This is a genomic window from Paenibacillus sp. FSL H8-0122 (assembly GCF_038005345.1).
GTDB lineage: Bacteria > Bacillota > Bacilli > Paenibacillales > Paenibacillaceae > Paenibacillus_AQ.
Genome location: NZ_JBBOTB010000001.1, coordinates 439,666 through 459,341, shown reverse-complemented (window position 1 = coordinate 459,341; position 19,676 = coordinate 439,666). Strand labels below are relative to the sequence as shown.

General features: G+C 55.1%; 15 protein-coding genes. 6 read left to right on the top strand and 9 right to left on the bottom strand.

All coding sequences use genetic code 11. The features are described 5' to 3' along the window. Nucleotides 1-44: 44 nt before the first annotated feature. Nucleotides 45-1,745, bottom strand: coding sequence for an alpha amylase N-terminal ig-like domain-containing protein (locus NSS64_RS02080; protein WP_341139061.1), 1,701 nt, complete (start codon nt 1,743-1,745; stop codon nt 45-47). 116 nt (nt 1,746-1,861) lie between these two features. Between NSS64_RS02080 and NSS64_RS02075 the strand changes: the two genes are divergently transcribed. Beyond that, complete coding sequence (locus NSS64_RS02075; protein WP_341139060.1) at nt 1,862-2,890, top strand: LacI family DNA-binding transcriptional regulator; 1,029 nt, start codon at nt 1,862-1,864, stop codon at nt 2,888-2,890. A gap of 179 nt (nt 2,891-3,069) precedes the next feature. Here the strand turns inward: NSS64_RS02075 and NSS64_RS02070 are convergent, their stop codons facing one another. The 3 genes from NSS64_RS02070 to NSS64_RS02060 form a co-directional block, all read right to left on the bottom strand. Beyond that, nucleotides 3,070-3,741 (bottom strand): alpha/beta hydrolase, encoded by a 672-nt coding sequence (locus NSS64_RS02070; protein WP_341139059.1) that lies wholly within the window; start codon nt 3,739-3,741, stop codon nt 3,070-3,072. A 172-nt stretch (nt 3,742-3,913) separates the two neighbouring features. Beyond that, nucleotides 3,914-4,492: a hypothetical protein gene (locus NSS64_RS02065; RefSeq protein ID WP_340994370.1), complete on the bottom strand. Its 579-nt coding sequence runs from the start codon at nt 4,490-4,492 to the stop codon at nt 3,914-3,916. A 23-nt stretch (nt 4,493-4,515) separates the two neighbouring features. Beyond that, the gene (locus NSS64_RS02060; RefSeq protein ID WP_340938235.1) at nt 4,516-5,052 is read right to left on the bottom strand and encodes a hypothetical protein; all 537 of its coding nucleotides are present in this window, start codon (nt 5,050-5,052) and stop codon (nt 4,516-4,518) included. A 273-nt stretch (nt 5,053-5,325) separates the two neighbouring features. On the opposite strand from NSS64_RS02060, the gene NSS64_RS02055 reads away from it, so the two are divergent. The 4 genes from NSS64_RS02055 to NSS64_RS02040 all read left to right on the top strand — a co-directional run bounded on the left by NSS64_RS02055 (nt 5,326) and on the right by NSS64_RS02040 (nt 13,051). Continuing rightward, nucleotides 5,326-6,585: a DUF6385 domain-containing protein gene (locus tag NSS64_RS02055; RefSeq protein WP_341139058.1), complete on the top strand. Its 1,260-nt coding sequence runs from the start codon at nt 5,326-5,328 to the stop codon at nt 6,583-6,585. A 158-nt stretch (nt 6,586-6,743) separates the two neighbouring features. After that, nucleotides 6,744-8,816: a glycosyltransferase gene (locus NSS64_RS02050; protein ID WP_341139057.1), complete on the top strand. Its 2,073-nt coding sequence runs from the start codon at nt 6,744-6,746 to the stop codon at nt 8,814-8,816. Further along, entirely contained in the window at nt 8,813-10,573 is a 1,761-nt protein-coding gene (locus NSS64_RS02045) for a tetratricopeptide repeat-containing glycosyltransferase family 2 protein (RefSeq protein ID WP_341139056.1), read from the top strand. The genes NSS64_RS02050 and NSS64_RS02045 overlap by 4 nt, the downstream gene beginning before the upstream one ends. 327 nt (nt 10,574-10,900) lie before the next feature. After that, nucleotides 10,901-13,051, top strand: a complete 2,151-nt coding sequence (locus NSS64_RS02040) for a glycosyltransferase (RefSeq protein WP_341139055.1) — start codon at nt 10,901-10,903, stop codon at nt 13,049-13,051. Nucleotides 13,052-13,174: 123 nt separating this feature from the next. On the opposite strand, the gene NSS64_RS02035 is transcribed toward NSS64_RS02040, so the two are convergent. Beyond that, entirely contained in the window at nt 13,175-13,597 is a 423-nt protein-coding gene (locus NSS64_RS02035; RefSeq protein WP_340938227.1) for a hypothetical protein, read from the bottom strand. A 192-nt stretch (nt 13,598-13,789) separates the two neighbouring features. Here NSS64_RS02035 and NSS64_RS02030 point away from each other — a divergent pair, with 192 nt between their 5' ends. Continuing rightward, nucleotides 13,790-14,920: an IS4 family transposase gene (locus tag NSS64_RS02030; RefSeq protein ID WP_341139054.1), complete on the top strand. Its 1,131-nt coding sequence runs from the start codon at nt 13,790-13,792 to the stop codon at nt 14,918-14,920. 217 nt (nt 14,921-15,137) lie between these two features. Here NSS64_RS02030 and NSS64_RS02025 read toward each other — a convergent pair whose 3' ends face one another. From NSS64_RS02025 to NSS64_RS02010, 4 genes are read right to left on the bottom strand one after another with little or no spacing between them, the layout of a single operon-like run. Then, nucleotides 15,138-16,028, bottom strand: a complete 891-nt coding sequence (locus NSS64_RS02025; protein WP_341139053.1) for a glycoside hydrolase family 43 protein — start codon at nt 16,026-16,028, stop codon at nt 15,138-15,140. 32 nt (nt 16,029-16,060) lie between these two features. Beyond that, complete coding sequence (locus tag NSS64_RS02020; RefSeq protein WP_341139052.1) at nt 16,061-17,893, bottom strand: glycoside hydrolase family 127 protein; 1,833 nt, start codon at nt 17,891-17,893, stop codon at nt 16,061-16,063. A gap of 18 nt (nt 17,894-17,911) precedes the next feature. Continuing rightward, nucleotides 17,912-18,682, bottom strand: a complete 771-nt coding sequence (locus tag NSS64_RS02015) for a carbohydrate ABC transporter permease (RefSeq protein ID WP_340995705.1) — start codon at nt 18,680-18,682, stop codon at nt 17,912-17,914. A gap of 56 nt (nt 18,683-18,738) precedes the next feature. Further along, a complete protein-coding gene (locus NSS64_RS02010) occupies nt 18,739-19,626 on the bottom strand; it encodes a carbohydrate ABC transporter permease (RefSeq protein ID WP_076085002.1) in 888 nt (295 codons plus the stop codon). Nucleotides 19,627-19,676 lie beyond the last annotated feature (50 nt).

Below are 19,676 nucleotides of genomic sequence, written 5' to 3'. Positions count from 1 at the left end.
CCCTCAGGGTCCGTTACTCTTTTACCGTGGACAGAGGTTACAGGTTAGTGCAGCATCAGACAGCCGAACGGCTCAATCTCCACAAGAAGCTTGCTTGAGCTGCGGAGGGTGAGTCCGCTTAACAGCTCAGTCAGCACTTTGGTGTCCGAACGGTAGGCGGGCAGCTCCAGATGGTAGCGGTTGGGGGAGTTATTGATAATCAGCCCCATCCGGTCCTGCCCGCTGCGCCGGACATAGCCCAGGACACCGCGCGTCTCATCTGTGAACCAGGGGCGGAAGGCCCCTCTGCGCAGCACCTCATGCTCTTTTCTCAGCGAGATCAGCCGCTTGTACCAGTCCAGCAGTCCGGTATGCTGAGCCTGCTCCTCCCAGAGCATCGGCCGCCGGCAATGCGGGTCTGTAGCGCCTTCCATTCCTACCTCATCCCCGTAATAGATCATCGGCAGCCCAATATAAGTCATCTGGAAAAAAACAGCCAGCCGCATCCGGCTCATTGCCGTAGCTTCCCGGTCCCAGCCCCGCCCCCCCTCCTTGCAGGCGGTCAGGAAACGCAGCGTATCGTGGCTGCCCAGCAGCTGGAACATTGCCGAATTGGCCTGATCATTGTACAAGGCCTCCTGATGCAGCAGCTGCTCCATGAACCGGGACGGCCCCGCAGACTGCGCTGCAAAAAACTCCAGCACCGCATCCCGCAGCAGGTAATTCATGCCGCCGTCGAACTGGTCTCCCCGCAGCCAAGGTCCGGAAGCATGCATAATCTCGCCAATGAGCAGCAGGTCCGGGAATTCCGCCTTCAGCTCCCGCCGCAGTCTTGTCCAGAAGGCCGGAGTCACTTCGTTAGCCACATCCAGTCTCCAGCCGTCGATCCCGGCTTCCCGCACCCAATACCTGGCAACGTCCATCATGTAATCCGCTACCTCAGGGTGATCCATATTCAGCTTCGGCATACTCGACTCCGCCTTGGCGAAGGTCTCATAGCCGGGAGCCGGCTTAGCGCTGACCGGGAAGGAATGAATAAAGAACCAGTCCTTATAGCGTGAGGCCTCTCCATGCTCCAATACATCCCGGAAGGCAAAAAAGGTATCGCCGGAATGGTTAAAGACCGCATCCAGCAGAACCTTCATCCCCAGCCGGTGTGCAGTCTCAACCAGCATCTTCAGATCCTCAAGCGTCCCGAATCCAGGGTCTACCTTATAATAATCGGAAGTATTATACTTATGCCCGGAAGGCGATTCAAAGATTGGCGTCATATAAATAGCAGTCACGCCAAGCTCTTGCAGGTATGTAAGCTTGTCTGTAATGCCTTGAAGCGTCCCCTGATGATAGCTCTCGGGGTAAATCTGATAGACCACCGCGTCTGAACTCCAGGCAGGCAGTGTGATAGCCTGCGGGCGGTGAATATAGGCATATTGAAAGGCACCCGCCTGGTCCCTGTTCTCGGAGCTTCCCCGCTCCCCATACCATATGTATTCACCTGCGGGATTCCCGATATGGAACAGATACCGGCATTTGCCAGTCTCGGCCGGAATAAGGGCTTCATGAATGTCATACGCTCCCGCACAGCCGATCCGCTCCATCTCTTGCGGAAGCTCATGGCCGGGTGAATCATAACGGTCAGCGTGGACAACTGTGCAGGACAAGGACTGTCCGGTCTGCACGAATAGTCTGAGTTTAAGCAGGCGGGGGCCTGCCGGGAAGGCAAAGGGGTCCTCCGCTGTGTGATATACGAATAACCGGGTAAGCATACTGTATACTCTCCTTTTATGCCGCATAGAGCAGCCTCAGCAACTGTGTTATTATGACAGGTAGAACAAAGTTCGCCATTAAGGCGTACCATACCGTAAGGACGGGAGGGAAAGCTATGAAAGTTACTATTAAGGATATCGCCCAGGCAGCGGGTGTCGCGAAATCCACTGTATCCAAGGTCATGAACGACTCTCCCAAAATATCCGAGGAAACGAAGGCCAGGGTCCGGGACATCATCAAGCAGATGAACTATACCCCAAGCAGCATCGCCACCGGACTTGCCAGACAGAGCAGCAATACGATAGCTATCCTCATTGATATGTCCAAGGAAAGTGAGTTTCTCAATCAGTTCTTTTATAACATTATCGGCGGGGTGGAAAGCATCATTGGTCCTCTGAAATATGAGCTGACCATTGCCAATATCCAGCATGACCATGCGGAGGGGCATTTCCTGCAGAGGCTGGTGCTGAATAAGCGGGTGGACGGCATTATTGCCAACACCTCGGTGCTGACTCCTGAGCTGTGCGCGGAGCTGAACCGGCTTGAGTTCCCCTATATCTCCATCGGTGAGATCAACGCCCCGGGAATCTGGGTCGATTGCGACAATGAGCTGGGCGGATTCATGCTGACCCGGCATCTGCTGGACCAGGGCTACCCGTCTGTGGCCTTCATCGGCGGCGAGAAGGATGAGCCGCTCTTCCTGCGCCGTGCAGCTGGCTATCAGCGGGCACTCGGCGAGGCGGGAATGGCTGTGCAGAGCGGCTGGATCATCAATGGCCGGGCGGCCCAGGAGGATGGCTATCAGGCAGCCAAGCAGCTCCTGCAAAGTGCGAATCCCCCCGGCTCCATCGTCTGCATGAGCAACTTCTCTGCTTACGGCGTGCTGCAGGCGGCCCGGGAATTGAATATCTCCATTCCTTCACAGCTGGGCATTGCCACGTTCGATGAATATCCCTTGTCCCCCTACACCACTCCTCCGCTGACTTCACTCGATATGGATACCTTCCAGCTCGGCGCATCCGCAGGACGATTATTAATGGACAAGCTGGATAACAAAGAAGCTGCCGTGAGCGGACAACTGCTGGAGCCGGAGTTGATTCCCCGGTTATCTTCCAAGCGAAGCGGCGGGGCTGCTGCGGAATAACTAACGGAATCAGGCAATAACGGAATAGAAGAATAGAGGGAGGACGGTAATCATCCTTTTCAATAGGAAACCGGTTTCCTTAAGCTGAAAATACCACGCCCCCTCCTCAATGTCAACGTATAATCATAGAAGCAGCGACAGACCGAAGAACCCTTTCCAGTGCTGGAAGGGTTCTTCGTTTACCCGGAATGACCGGCGCGGCGGATAAACCGGAGCACTTCATCCATCATGGCGGGACTCTCCGCGCTATGGCAGACCATATGTCCGCTTTGCTCCATAATCAGCACCTGTCTGCGTTCCGAGGGAATCGTCTGCCGGAGATAGTCCGCACTTTTGAATTTCACCAGATGATCCCGCCTGCCCTGTACAATCAAGGTCGGCACCTCCAGCTGCGGATAGACCTCGAAGCTCTCACGAACCAGCCGCTGGAACTCCCGTGTGGCCCTCATGGGTGTAGAACCCCATTTGCTGAGATAATTCCTGAGCATCTCCGGGCGGACCAGCGTACGCAGAATCTCGGCCGGGTTGAGCGGATACACCGGGGTTGACAATAAGGTGAGCGACTGAATCCTGGAAGAATATTGAACCGATAGCCGCGACGCAATCAGCGCTCCGGTAGAGAAGCCGATCAGATGTACTTTGTCGGAGCTTGAGAATAGCTGCTTCAGTTCCTCCTCGGCGCTTAGCTGCCAGTCCTCCCGGCTTGAATGGAGCAGCTCCCTTCTGCCGCCTCCATGTCCATGCAGGGTAAACATTCTGGACACATAACCGTTCGCCTCCAGAAACTGCGCAAGCGGAGAAATCTCGTATTCGCCTCCGGTGAAGCCGTGTATAAACAGACAGCGCTCCATGCTTCCTCCTCCCCAATCCTCTAATTCATCCATTTATAGAAAAATAAACCTTAGTCACCTTGAAGTCAAGTGGGCTCGGCTCTGCCGTGCTCTAAGCGGCGGTACCGTTTCAGCAAGAAATAGAAGGATGTCTAGCGTGAAACAGCTATAGAGGTGCTTAAGCACCGGCCTGCTATCTCTCCCACCAGTTCAGGCTTAACGCAGATATAATTGTCCCGACTGCCGCGCTTGAGGAGCTTACGCTGATGCTGATGACATTGTTCGGAGGGACAATAATGCTGCCGGTAAAAGCCGGGCTGAACACTCCCGGCGCAATCTGAACATTCGCCAGCACAGTGCCCCCGGAAATAGCTGCGGTGGAGGATTGGACCGTCATGCTGCTTGCTGCCGTGCTGGCCAGATTATTATTCACCGGCGTCACCGTGGACGGCGAAGAAATCGTGCCTCCCTTGACAATGCTAAAGCTGCCAGAGATTGAGGTCAGCACCGAGGTGCCGCCGATACTGCCGCTGATCCGGGACAGATACAAGGTCCGGCCGCTGCCCGCAGGATTACTGATGCGGACTGAAATAACAGCCGAGAGAAGCGACAGCACGATCGTTGCTGAATTCGAGGCATTCGCCGAGAATAATACGGCTGCCTGCGAAGCGCTCATCTCAGGCGGGGCGCTGATATCCGGGGCGCGGAAGGTATTCGTCATTTCCACATAAACCGGCTGGTCATTGTCATTGATCACATAATTATTGGGCATGGTTCATCCCTTCTCCTTCCGCTCTAAAATTCCCACCAGCTGATGTTGCCTGTTGCCGAAGTGCTCCCTGACGCAATCGTTACCGATATCGTGAGCGAGTTGCCGGGCGGCAGAATAATCCTGCCGTCCATATTAAGGATGACCGGACCTATAGCCAGCAGCATCGACATTAATGTCGCCGGGGAGCCTGTAGGTGCAGCCGTAGCGGTCCGGGCAGTACTGACGCTTGTGACCGCACTCCCGAAGTTATAGTTAACCGGAGTGACCGCCATGCCCCCCACCGTTGCATTACGCAGCAAGGTTAAGGTGACTGACGCTGTTCCCGTGCTTGCGATGATGCGGGAGATATACAAGGTACGTCCGCTACCGCCGGGATTAGCTATCTGCATGACAAGCGGCGTTGAAGTACCCACCGTGGAGGCAAAAGGAATCCCAAACAATAAGCCTGACATCGCGGCTCCCGCTTCAGGCAGAGTGTCGATCCCGGGTGCAATATAGGTGTTCACCTGCTCGGTATACAGCGGCTGGCTATTCTGGTTAAACACAGTCTCATTTGGCATATTCTCACTCCTTCTGTCGGTCTAGCATATTTTCATAGTATGCGAAGCTGTCCGGCAGGTTGTTTGGCGGCTGCGTATTTTTGCAGAGTTAACCCAGTCATTCTCTTAAAAGCTCCATATCCTAATATCACACCATTCGAATGGTCCTGCCCAACTCATGCTTCTCTCTATTAACCCGGCAGCCTATACATGCTTATGGACCCAGACGACGGTTTGGGTCTTTTCATGAGCAGGCTGACGGTAGAAATTGCCCACAGAAAGGATGACTCTATTTTGCCAAATTTCAGTTCATTTCAGGCGAATCCGGATAATTTGCGCACACTTATTTTTGGCCGGGACCCCTCGACCCTGATCGACCGGCCGCTAACCACGGATGCCAGCGGGAATCTGACCACCGTCATCTTGAACGGCACCATCTCTAGCATACTTGGCACGACTATTACTGCTGGTACATTAACCTCGGCCGGTACAATCACGAACATCCTTGCGGGTACGATTACTAGTGTGCTTGGTGCTACTATTACTGCTGGTACATTAACATCTGCGGGTACAGTGACCAACCTGTTAGACGGTACAATTACTAGTGTGCTTGGTGCGACTATCACTGCCGGTACTCTATCATCTGCGGGTACAGTGACTAACCTGCTAGACGGTACGATTACTAGTGTGCTTGGTGCGACTATTACTGCCGGTACATTAACATCTGCTGGTACAGTGACCAACCTCTTAGACGGTACGATTACTAGTGTGCTTGGCGCGACTATTACTGCTGGTACATTAACATCTGCGGGTACAGTGACTAACCTCTTAGACGGTACGATTACTAGTGTGCTTGGTGCGACTATTACTGCCGGTACATTAACATCTGCGGGTACAGTGACCAACCTCTTAGACGGTACGATTACTAGTGTGCTTGGTGCGACGATCACTGCTGGTACGCTATCATCTGCTGGTACAGTGACCAACCTCTTAGACGGTACGATTACTAGTGTGCTTGGTGCGACTATTACTGCCGGTACATTAACATCTGCGGGTACAGTGACTAACCTCTTAGACGGTACGATTACTAGTGTGCTTGGCGCGACTATTACTGCTGGTACATTAACATCTGCTGGTACAGTGACTAACCTCTTAGACGGTACGATTACTAGTGTGCTTGGCGCGACTATTACTGCCGGTACGCTGAGCAGCGTAACCTCTATTTCCCAGCGCAGCTTTATTGAGCTGCCTACTACCGCAATTGCTACCTCAGATACCTATACGCCTCTACCAGCCAACAATACTAGCGTCCTTGGCACCTATTCCTACTTCATTGTGAATACCGGAGCCAATCCGGTAAATACACGGGTCGAGATCAGTGCAGACGGAACCAACTATTTCGTCGATACGACCGGAGACAATCCGTTGGCAGCAGGTTCTGTAGACGTAATTGTGCCTGCCCGGTTCCTGAAATACACCCGCCTTTCCTATCAATCCGCCACGCCGGGCGCAGCTTCTACGCTTAATGTTATTTTTGATGCACAAGGAACGTAAGTATAGTTTCCGTCATACGATGCAAAAGCCAAGAGTGCATGGGTACCCATGTACTCTTTCCTGTGCGGTATTCCGCATCTACATATGACGGCAGCGGCTTTACATGCTCATTTTGCAGAATACCCGGAGGAACTAAGGCCCGCGAAGGAGGAACGATCTTGAATCCATCTGCCAAACCTACACTCGGCGTACAGCTCATTGTTAACAATGAAGCCGAGCTGCTCCCACGTTGCCTAGCTAGTCTGCAGGGCGCCGATGAAATCATAGTGGTCGATACCGGCTCCACGGACCAGTCCGTGGAAATCGCCCGGAGGTACGGGGCAACGGTCATTGAAGCCCAGTGGAACCACCATTTCTCAGAGGCACGCAATACCGGTCTCCCCCATGCAGCCAGCAGCTGGATACTGGTCCTCGATGCCGATGAAATCCTTCAGACTTCCATAGAGTCAATTAAGGAGATTCTCGGAGACAGCACAGCTGAAGCCTACACGGTGCGTATAGAGAACCTGCTGGGAAGCAGGCCGGAGGATCGTCTGTATCACCATCCTGTGCGGCTGTTCCGGGGTGGGCAGGGCTATCTTTTCAGCGGAAGAATTCATGAAAGTGTAGAGTCCTCTATTCTCACAAAACATGGGTCCGCCGCCATCGAGGCCAGTCCAATAGAGATTCTTCACTTCGGCTACCTGCCCCCGGTCATGAGCGCCAAGCATAAAGTCAGCCGCAACGAGCAGCTGCTGCGTCTTGCGCTTGCAGAAGAGCCTGACGATGTGTTCGCCCGTTATAATCTGGCGGTCACCTGCTGTCAGGATGGAAGACTGGAGGAAGCCGGAGAACTGCTGCGCCAGAGTCTTACTCTCGCTCCGCTTCAAGCCTCTTACCGTCCCTCGATCATTCGCGATCTGTGCAAAATCGATCTGGCCGCCGGTCATGTAAAAGCGGTCGACAGCCTGCTGACCCGCGAGCTGACACGTTATGGAGATTATCCCGACCTGCATTACATGCAGGGCCAGTCCTGGGAGAGCCAAGGATTCTATGAACGCGCCGTCCAGTCTTACCAGCACGCCATAGATACCTCGTCTGCCCCGGCTCCGCGCAGAGCCTACGTCACCGAACAGGGCATGGACAGCTTCCGCCCGCTGCACCGGATGGGGGTCATCTTCCAGCAGCTCGGGAAGCAGAAGGAGGCCGCGCAGTTGTTCCATCGTGCGCTGCAGCAGCACTCTCTGTATCTCCCCGCTCTGGAGGGGATCGCCTCTGCTTTTCAGGAGCTGGAGGTGCCAGAGGGAGAGATTGCCGCGCTGTTGATACAGCTGACCGGTACAGCGCAGCGTGCTTCGAGAACCGCAATGATCGGTACTTTATATCAGTTGGGCGCTTATAAGACGATTGCAGAGCTGCCGTCCGCGGTCTGCCCGCTGGAAGAGGACACCTTGCTGTTCCTGCTGTCTTCCTGGATCATTACCGGAAAATATCATTCGTTCAGGAAGACAGCCGCCAAGCTGCGGGCCGGCACTCTACATCTCTCAGCCGGAGGATTGGACACAGAAACGCTGCGGCAGCTATGGCTTCTTGAAGCCATGGTGACATGGGAACTGGACGAGAAGCTGCAAGAGGAGTTGTGGCTGCAATCACCTGCGGAGGTGCGTTCCGCATTGCTGGAGATCGACGCAAGGTTGTCGTCCGATAGTGCCGTGCAGCAAGCGGAGTTCGCCGCCTTCGGGGAATCCGCTCTGCTTGCCGAGGTGATCCGGCTCGCTGTGAAGCACCAGTTCATCGCGCTGGGCAAGCGGCTGGTTGGACGGTTCCCGGCACATACAAGCACTCTGGCAGAAGCGCTCTATGAGGAAGGCTGGCGTGCAGAGGCGGGGGAACTGTTCATTTGCCTTGCAGGCAGCAAGGAAGCTTCAGGTGCAACCCTGCGGTATCTCGGAGAACTGCTCATCGATAACGGGCATTATGCGGAAGCTGCCGGCTGGTACCGGCTTGCCCTGGGGGAATCCCCTGCAGACGATGCAGTTAGCACCGGACTGGCGCTCTGTTATCTGCATCTGGCGGAGCAGCGTCTCGCAGAAGCTGTAGAACGTCTCCAGGGGGTGGGACAGCCGGTTCAGGGTCCGCTTCAGGAGGACAGGGCAGCGGTTGCCCAATCCATCTCTGTGCTGCGCTGCACCCCCTGGCATACGAAGTGGAATTACACGCAGCGGCAGAGAGGAGCGGATCTGAGCTTATGACCACGAAACCGCAACAACCGCTGATTTCCTTGTGCATGATCGTCAAAAATGAAGCCGACAACCTGGCCCGCTGTCTGCGGAGTGTACGCGGAGCTGTGGATGAAATTATCATTGTAGACACTGGCTCTACCGACACCACCTGTTCGATTGCCCGCAGCTTCGGTGCCCGGATTATCGATTATCCGTGGAACGGGGATTTTGCCGCCGCACGCAATGCCGGTCTCGCCCTGGCACGCGGCACCTGGATTCTGGTGCTGGATGCAGACGAGGAGCTGGATCCGGGGAGCCGGGATGAGCTGCTGGTGTGCGCGAAGCATACGGAGTATGAGGCTTTTTTTGTGCGGATTCATAATCATCAGGGGACAGAGCGTGCTTCGCAGACGCTTACGGTTAACCCGATCCTCCGAATGTTCAAGAACCGCCCGAATTATCGCTTCAGCGGCATTATTCATGAGCAGATTGCGGCTGTCATTGTGCAGGAGACCCCGGATGCCGCGATGCATATGGGCACCGTCATTGTCCATCACTACGGCTATGCCGCCGGGGTCGTGGAGCGAAAAGATAAAATCAGCCGTAATCTCGGATTGCTGAAGCAGCAGCTGGAGGAGAGTCCTGGAGATGCTTTTCAGCATTTCAATCTGGCAGTTGAATATATGCGGCTTGGCGACTACGGGCAGGCGCTGGAGCATATCGGCACCTCGCTGAACCTGGCCGAGCCGGGGACCAGCTATATTCACCTGCTCTATAAATACAAAGCCCGCTGCCTGGCGGTAACAGGTGATTCCCCGGGGGCGCTGGAGGCGTGCGGGCAGGGAAGCTCGCTCTTCCCGGACTATCCCGATCTTCACCATCTCAAAGGTGCGCTGCTGCTGCAGGTCTCAGCCTTAGCCGAAGCCAAGGCGGCACTGCGCAGGGCACTGCAGATCGGTGCCTCACCTCCCCTCTACCATACGGAATCCGGGATAGGCACATATCTCACCCACACGCTGTTGGGGCAGGTCTGCCAGCAGATCGGCGAAGACCATGAAGCGGCAGCCTGCTTCACCAGGGCAGCCCAGCTCCAGCCGGACCCCTGGCCGCTGATCCCCCGGCTTACGCGCTTGTTCAAATGCACGGGCCGCGAGCCAGAGCTCCACGGCTGGTTGGCCGGACAGCTGCCCGGCATTCTGTCGGAACAGCGCCAGGAGCTACTACGCCTGCTGGTAAGGGATGGCTGTTATACAGCGGCGGCTGATATGCTTGGGGGCGGGGTGAGGGCTGGTGTGGCAGCGGGAGAGATGGATGGCGGGGTGCAGAATGCGGGTGAGATAGATACTGTGATGCGGGATGCGGGAGCATCGGGTGCAACGATGCAGAGTGCGGGAGTGATCGATGCGGCGGTGCAAGATGTGGGAACGGTGGATGCTATGACGCAGAGTGCAGGTGAGATCGATAGCGTGATGCAAGGTGCGGGGGCGGTGAATGATGCAGCGCTTGAGGTGCCGCCTGCTGCTGATTTGTTGGAGCTGTTGCAGCGGGCAGAAGCAGCTTCCGCAGCTGAGCTGGGCTACGATGATATCACCGGGTTGCTTAGTCATCCTGCAGTTGTCCCGGCGGACCGGAATACCGAAGTCCCTTTATCTGCTATTGCTGCGGCTGTGCAGCCCTGGATTCTTTTGGCTGACAAGGTTCTGGCTGCACTCATAACTTCGGCCATATATTCACCGGCGGCTGCGGCTGCGCGCCTCTCTCTACCGCTTCCCAGATCAGCCGATTAGTGTATCACCAGATGATGGGAGTTACCTCTGTATAGTTCATTTTTTCAGGAGAGTGCCGGTGTGACAGAGCGTTGCGGACTGAGGATCGTTTATTTTAGAGAAAACGCATGCTTGGGAAGGGTTACGGACTCCAGTGCGCTTAAAGGCGGATATGCTGCCCACAATCATCGGTTAGAGAATCAATAGGGTCCTCTCAGTCCGCCACTCCGTAAAAAGTACTGTTTTTGGGGAAATAACGGCTCTCCAGTCCGGCAGGAATATACCCGCTCCGCTTGCTGTGCACTCCCAATTTTTCAATCAAATACTGTTAGAAAGGAGCTACAGACCATGGATACTCCCGGGATCTCGCTCTGCATGATCGTCAGGAATGAGGCGCAGCATCTGGAGCAATGTCTGCTGTCTGTTCAGGGTATGGTCTCGGAGATCATTATCGCTGATACCGGATCAGAGGATAACAGTATGGCTATCGCCCGCAGGTTCGGTGCCCGGGTGGTCAGGCTGCCCTGGGAACACGATTTCTCCAAAGCCCGTAATCATACCCTGCAGCTGGCCTCCTATGGCTGGATTCTGGTACTGGATGCAGATGAAGCCCTTGCTGACTGGAAGGCGGAGGAGTTAGAGCGTCTGCTGGAATCGGAGCATGCGGACGGGTATTTCCTGCCTTTTATCCATTATGTAGGAGAGGGCTTCGGGTGCGAATACACAACAGACAATGTGTGCCGGCTGTTCCGTAATGATTCACGTATCTGTTTTCGCGGGAGCATTCATGAAGAGGTGGCCTCCAGCATCTGGAGCCTCCCCGGAGGACATATCGCTTATGCCCGTCTAACTGTACACCATTACGGCTATCTGGATGATGAGCTTCAGTGCAAAAATAAAGCCAGCCGCAATCTGGAGCTGATCCGCGCTGCTCTGCGGCTTGAACCGGACAGCGTTCCTCTGCGGTATGCACTGGGCACGGAATATTACCAGCAGGGGCAATATCAGGCTGCGTCGGACCTGCTGCTGCCACTGCTGGAAGAAGCTCAGCCCGACTCCGGCTATACCGCCGACCTGTATCTCAAGACAGCCTTCGCCCTTCAGGCGGGAGGTCGGCCCGAAGAGGCGGAGGCTATCTATGAAGCCGGGAGTATCAGATATGCAGATTTCACTGATCTGCTGGAGAGCTATGCGGGGCTGCTGCTGGAGCAAGGGCAGGTATGGCGGGCGTATCCTCTGCTCCAGCGGGCGCTGGATAGCGGGGATACCGCGCATAAATACCCTTCCTCCTCCGGCAGCGGAACCTACCGCACCCGCCTATTCGCCGGGCGGGTCTGCGAGCGGCTCTTCCTCTACGCGGAAGCCATAGAGCATTACAGGCAGGCGATCGGCTACTCGCCTGACGATCTTGCCGCCTGGGAGCAACTGGCCACACTGTGCCTGCTGTCCGGCCAAGCGGAGCAGCTGACGGTGTTCACGCGTCAGCTGCTCCCTGCCCTGCCCCGGCGAGTGCTGAGCAGGCTGGTGCCTGCCGCACTCAATGCCCGCGCCGCCCCGTGGCTGGCGGCGCTTCTCGCAGCACCGCAGCTGCCGGAGGATATCCGGCAGCTGCTTCAGGTGCTGCTGGGGACGCTGTTCCGGGACCCGGAACAGCCCAGGGACGCATCCGCCGCGCTTGCGCGGATGCGGGGGGATACGCCGGATCACCCGTGGGTATCCGGCTATCTGTGGGCCTTGTCCTGCCGCAGCGGCGGAATCGCCACGGCAGGACAAGGCTTGGGGCGGCTGGCGGAGCTGCCGCCCGGGCTCGCAGCCGCGCATCGCCGGCTCGCGCAGCAGCAAGCCTGCCCGGCGGAGCATCGGGCAGGCTCTAACCGCATGCAGGAGCGCCCAGTCGCCTCCCCCTACGCTGAAGCCAGCCATTCCAGGCTGCCACAATGCCCAGCCGAAGAGCAAGAAGACCCTTCTGTTCCGGCAGAAGGTTCCTTCCCGGCCCCCGATATCGGCAGCTTAGCCGATTCGGAACACCGCACAGACGCACCGCTTCGCTCTACAGATTGTTCCTACGCAGCCCAACTGCTGCTTCAAGCAGGCGCTTGGGACACATTGCTTCTGCTTGGCAGGCTTACCGGCGCTGCGCGCTTTCTCTGGAGCAGACTTCCCCTGCCACTGCTGCGGGGACTGCTGGATGCACCCGTTTCATTTAGATTGCAGTGGTGTGCGAATTACATCGAGCAATCACAACACTATAGCCTTCCTGGTGACGCTGCGGAATGGCTGCTCTATGCAGCCCTCGCTCAGTCTTGCGGGCAGCTCCCGCAGCTTACGTCCGCCGATGAACAGACGCTGCTGCAATCCGGCAGCGCTGCCGCAATCACTGGCCTCAGCTACCACATGCTGCTTCTTGCCGCAGAGGTTCACCCGGAGAGCAGCATCCCCGCTACCGGCAGCATTCCGTGGTTATTGCTTGTGAAATCGGCGCTACAGGGTAGGGGATGACAGGAGATAACAATGTCTGGGGCTAAGCTTGGTTTCAAAGCTTTACTCATTCTCTTCAAACGCTCATAGAAACGAAAGACCCTGAGGGATAGCTCCCTCAGGGTCAACTTTACAACGTTCTGCTCAGTTATAAATATTATACTCCTTAGCAATTACCCATCCATTAAGACCATATGAAGCGGAGATCACATAATAGTTGTAATTTTTATGTAGTAAATATTCAAGCAAATCCTCTATTTTGTCATAATACACCGGCCAAGCGGAGTCCTTTTGCTTCTCTAATAACTCCTTGTTATTTGTGACAAATAAACTTATTTCGAATTGGCTGATATCAAGAAGAATACTCCCTAGCAACTGTGTTTCAAAAAAATAAGCCAAGACTTCAATAAACTCAATTATGACAGGAACCTCATTGTCTTTGCCGCCCAAAGTTTGGAATGTAATTTTGGCATTTTGTAAATCAACATTATAGGAAACAATTTCATTATCATGAACACTTGGCATTCCCCCTACCTCCCAGTGAAAATCCTGCTCAAAATACAACATTCCCCTGCTCATCCCGGCTACATTCCAATATTGTTGCATAAAAAGCAGGATTTTTCATCCTCCAAACGCTTAGCGGGGGGCAATTCTTGCATTTTATATAAGCGTGTTGATTTCCCAAAAAAAGGGACAAAAAAGGCCGCCATTTCGGGTAATGGTAAGTACGACCAAACCAAACCGAAATGAGGCGACCTCATGAATAATAATACCCCATTCTTGGCCGTGTTCAAACAAGTATTAACTTCAGAAGAAGTCCAAAGGGTGACCGGGCAAACCAAGGACTACGAGGATACCGGAACCAAAATGACCGTGGGTGTGTTGTTCGATTACTTTATCCAAGCCTGCTACCACCAATGGGATGGCTTTCGTCAAAGTGCTCGGGTGGGCTCGAACTACGATTTGCCCAAGGTTCATTACTCCACCCTTTCGGGCAAAGCCGGTGAAGTGCCTTACGATATCTTCAAGCGTTTGTTTCAACTGCTCGTCCAGAAATGTAATCGGCAAACCCGTCGGCACCTAAATCTGCCTAAAGATCTTCTACTGATTGACTCTACGACGGTTACGGCGGCAAACTCCCGCATGTCTTGGGCTCCGTATAAAAAATTCAGAGGAGGCATCAAGCTGCATGTCGCTCTTTCACATGGACAGCATTCACCCGTGAATGTGGTCGAATCGATTGCCAGGCGCAATGACGCTCCATTTGGAGAAGTTTTGGCCGATAAGGACTACCTTTTAGTTCAGGATCGGGCGTATGGAAAAATCGGTCGATTGGATCAATATGTGCAGCAAGGTCAGTCCTTTGTGATTCGTCTGAAAGACAATCTCCATTTGGTGATGCCGCGAAAGCTTCAGCGACCGGCGGAGGGAGACACCAAAATTGTACGCGATATCACCTGTTATATTGGTCAAGGCAAACACCAATCCGCCCAGCGCCACCGCGTCGTTGAATTTGAAAATGACCGGGGTGAAGTGGTACGAATTGTGACCGATTTGAGAAAAGAGTCCGCTCATGTGATTGCTGAAATGTACAAAGCACGCTGGGAAATTGAAGTCTTTTTCCGCTGGGTGAAACAGCATTTGAATGTCCCTTGTCTATTTGGAACCACCGAAAATGCAGTATATAGCCAATTGTTTGTAGCCCTTGCCACGTATGTGCTTTTGAAATACATTTTTGATGAAATTCACCCGAAGGTACCGGTCTTTGCTGAGCTGACTCTTTGGGAATTTATGCAGCACTGGCGTATATTTAATCTTCCGCTGGAGTGGCAGGTTCAGTTTAATCTGCTCAGGCGTAAAGAACATTTAGGTGTTTTTGTCATCCCATAATATGGGTAATCAACACGCCTGCATTTTATACAATAACTCTATTAAATCCCCGGATATCCAGGTCTCCGAGTTGCAATATGTACAACATTATGGGAATACAGTGGTGAAAAACATTAATTGAATGAAGAGTCCCTCCAGCATCACGACAAAAGAGGCCCCGGCGTAAGCCAGCCAAGGCCTCACTTCTCCTGTATTCACCTACGATAAGCCGGCAAGCTTACCACCGGTCGGTCATCCTTACCGGCTTAATGGCCCCGTCAGCGAATTCCAGTCTGTCGATGCATAACATGCGGTTGCCCGGCTCCGGGTCGCCGATGAGTCTGCGGTGATAGACGATCAGCCATTCATCGCGTTCCGGCAGATGCAAATATCCGTGATGTCCGGGGCCTTCCGCCACGGGCTCCTGCCGCTCCAGTATGGTCCCCAGGTTCGCGAACGGTCCCAGCGGGTTGTCGCTTACGCCATAAGCGACCCGGTAGGTCCCGTTGGTCCACCCGCCCATCGACCACATCAGGTAATACAGGCCGTCCTTCTTGATCATACACGGCCCCTCCACATAACCCGGCGGGGTGACGGAACGGATGACCTCTCCGTCCGGGAACGGAATGAACCCTGTCATCTCCTCATTCATCCGGGCCACGTTGCAATGGCCCCAGCCTCCGTAATACAGATAGATTGCACCGTCCTCATCCTTGAACAGATGAGCATCGATCGGCTGCGCGCCGTGAATGAACCCGCCGATCAGCGGCCGGTGGAGATACCCTCTGTAGGGGCCTTCGGGAGCATCCGCAACAGCAATCTCCAGACCGCCGGCTTCGCCGTCCTTCTGGATATCGTTGGAGGCAAAGACCAGATAATGACGGCCGCTCTGCTCAATCTGGGTCGGAGCCCATACCGCTCTCCAAATCCAGGGGAAATCATCCATTTCGATGATTCCCTCGTGGGTCGTCCAATGAACCAGATCCGTGGAACTGAAGACATCCAGGTTCATCTGCCGGGTATATTCCGTAAAAGATCTGGTGGCATACACATAATGCCTGCCCTCATAGGTTCTTGCTTCAGGGTCTGCATACCAGCCTGGCACAATCGGGTTCGTGATTCCCCGCAAGCGAACCTCACTCCTTTCTACGCAAAAGCTTATCAATAGCTGTACAGGCTGCTTCCTTCCAATTCCCGGACCCAGACCTGCATGAATCCGGGCTCCCTGTTATCCCAGGCATAGTATGGGATGAACCGGAGCGGCCTGCCGTCTTCATCCCGGCTCAGCAGCACCGTTACCCCGCCCAGCAGCTCCGGCAGGTGCTCCACCCGGAACTTCGCCCCGGACGGAATGGAGTATCCATCATACGATAATCCGGGATGGTCCGTCTGCTCCAGACAATATACAACGGGTCCCCGCTGCACGGCAACACGCCCTCGGTCGGCCTCCACCTCCGTCCGGGCCCGCACCTTATTCACGGGCATATCCAGCTCAAGCACAACCTTATCTCCCGGGTACCACTTCCGGTCCAGCACCAGATACCCCTGATCCGTCAGGGCTTCCGGTCCTGCGCCTCCCGCCTCCACCCGGTATCCGCTGCACCACTCCGGCACGCGCAGCCGGATACTGAATTCGGCGCTTGCAGCAGGGTTCAACTCAAGCTCTATCCGGCCATCCCAGGGATACCGGGTGCTTAGCTTCAGCCTGACGCCCAGCCCGCTGCCCAGCACCAGCTCCGCTTCGCTGTTCATATATTGATTCACCGCCAGGCCGTCCTCTGTAACAGCATAGGCGTATTGGCCCAGGGAAGGCAGGAAGCGGGCCAAATTGGTCGGACAGCAGGAGGTTTCAAACCACGGCACACGATGATGCCCGCCCTGTGAAGCCAGCGGATTCTCATAGAAATATTGATCCCCAGACAGGGAGATTCCCGACAAAGCGCCGTTGTACATCTCACGCTCTACCACATCGGCATATTTGCCGTCCCCGAACGTCAGGTTCATCCGGTGATTCCAGAACACCATGGCAATGGCGGCGCAGGTCTCGCAATAGGCGGTCTCATTGGGCAGGTCGTAATCGGTAGTGAAGCCTTCATTATGTCTAGACGGCCCAATGCCGCCCGTTACATACATGTTCCGCTCCACCGTATGTGTCCAGACCCGGTGCAGTGCCTCCGCATAAGCGGAGTCGCCGGAAGCATCGACAATATCCGCCATTGCCGTATACAGATATACCGCCCGGACGGCATGGCCGGTGACCTGCTTAATCTCGCGGACGGGAACATCGTCCTGGCAATACGGCGGTCCCCACTCCGGATTGTCCCAGATCGCGCCCTTGCCGTGACCATGGCCGCGCTCCTCCAGCAGCCACAAGGCCAGCTTCCAGTAGCGCTCCATCCCTGTGGCGCGGTACAGCTTCACCAGCGCCAGCTCGATCTCCTCATGCCCTTCCACCCAGTGCCGCTTGCCGGGGCCGAACACCCCGTCAATATGATCGGCCAGACGGCAGGCCACCTCCAGCAGCTCACGCTTGCCGGTCGCTTCATAGTAGGCAACCGCCGCTTCGATCAGATGGCCGCCGTTGTACATCTCGTGCTTCTCCATGTCCGTCCACTTGCCCTCAGGATTCTCCAGGGTGAAATAAGCACACAGGTAACCGTCTGCTTCCTGCGCAGCCGAGATCAGCCCGATGATCCAGTCGGCCTCAGCCTCCAGCGCCGCATCCCGCTCTGACATCAGGGCATAGGCCACGCCTTCAAGCACCTTGTAGACATCCGAATCATTATAATACTTTCCTTCGTAATGCCCTTCCAGCAGTCCCCCGGCCTTGGCGAAGTTATTGATGCGGCCGGTCTCCTCACATTTGGACAGGCAATCCGGCAGCGTGGTCTGCCGGAGCACCTTCAGACGCGGCAGCCAGAACTGATCATCTATCGTGACTCCCGTAAAGGACACGCCCTGCCAGGCATGAATCCTCGCTTGTTGCTGTGCCATTTCCGTTTCCCGCCTCCTTTATCCTTTTAATCCTGTTAAGGTTATGCCCTCCAGAAAGTAACGCTGTCCGGCCAGAAATACAATAACACAGGGCAGCACGACCGTGGCCGAGGCCGCCATTAGCAGATCCCACTGCGCGGTGTAGGTCCCCTGGAACATTTGCAGGCCCAGGGCGAGGGTGAAGAGACTGTCGCTTTTCAGATAAATCAGCGGACCCATAAAGTCATTCCAGGAGGCCAGAAAGCTGAACAAGGCGACCACGATGATAGCAGAGCGGCTTAAAGGAAAGATGATCCGGGTATAGATCTGCCAGTAATTCGCCCCGTCCACAAAGGCTGCTTCATCGAAATCGCGCGGAATCGTCAAATAGAATTGCCGGAGCAGGAAAATATTGAAGATCCCCCCGCCGAAATAAGCGGGTACAATGAGCGGGTACAGCGTATCGTATAACCCCATCATCTGCCAGCCGAGGAAGCTCGGGATAATCGTGACCGCCGCCGGCAGCATCATGCTGGTCATCAGGATCGCGAACACTGTATCCCTGCCCTTCCACTGAATCCGTGAGAATCCGAACGCTCCGATGCTGCTGGTAATCACGGTCCCCACAAGCACCGTAACTACGATAATCAGCGTGTTCTTGAAGAACACATCGAACGGCAGCACCGTCAGCGCCTTGTGAAAGTTGCTCCATTGAAACGGCCTCGGTATCCATTCGGGAGGCATGGTGAAAATCTGCGACAAATTCATCAGCGAGCTGCGGATCAGCCAGACAAACGGAATGATGAACATGCCGGAGATCAGGATCAGCGCTCCGTAGCCTGCGGTAAGTGAAAGCTTCGATGGCCTCAAGTCCGGTCCCCCCCTTCGTAATACACCCACGACTTCGAGGTTCTGAACACGATGAATGTGAAGAACAGAATGATGATGAACAAGATCCAGGCCAACGCAGAAGCATAGCCCATTTCGGCATCCCGGAAGCCCGTTCTCCACAGATAAAATACATAGAACAGACTCTGGTTGTTCGGTCCGCCCTGCGTCAGAATGTAAGCTTCGTTGAAGACCTGAAAGGAACCGATAATGGTCATGATGGTATTGAAAAAGATCGTCGGGGTGACCATCGGAACCGTCACATGGCTCAGCTTGCGGAACCAGCCGCCCCCGTCCACCTCAATGGCCTCGTAATACTGCCGGGGGATGCCGGAGAGTCCGGCGAGGAAAATAATCACCGTGCTGCCGATCCCCCATAGCGTGGTAAGTACGACCGAGGGGATAACGCTCCCTTCCCCGTACAGCCAGTTGCTGGTCGGCAGATGCAGGCGGCTCAGCAGCGAATTGATGAGGCCCAGATCGGGGTTAAGCAGCCACATCCAGATCATGGCCGAGGCCACCGCCGGAACGATGCTCGGAAGATAGATGATGGTACGGAAGATCGCCCTTCCCTTCACATTGAGATTCAGCAGCAGCGCAATCCCGAAGGAGAGGAGAATCACCGCAGGGACACGCAGCACGACGAAATAGAAGGTGATCCCCAGCGATTTGTAGAACAGCTCATCCTCCCCTGAGAACAGCCGCGTGAAATTATCCAGACCCACAAAGGCGGTCTGTTCCTTGAACACATTGTAGTCGGTCAGGCTGAGCACCAGACTGGCGATCATGGGACCCAGCGTAAAAATGGCAAATCCAAGGATGGCGGGGGCCGTGAATAACAGCCCATAGAACATTCCCTTTCGCATACCGGCCTCCAGTCTCGAAATCGCATATCCATTCTTACAGTGCACAAAAA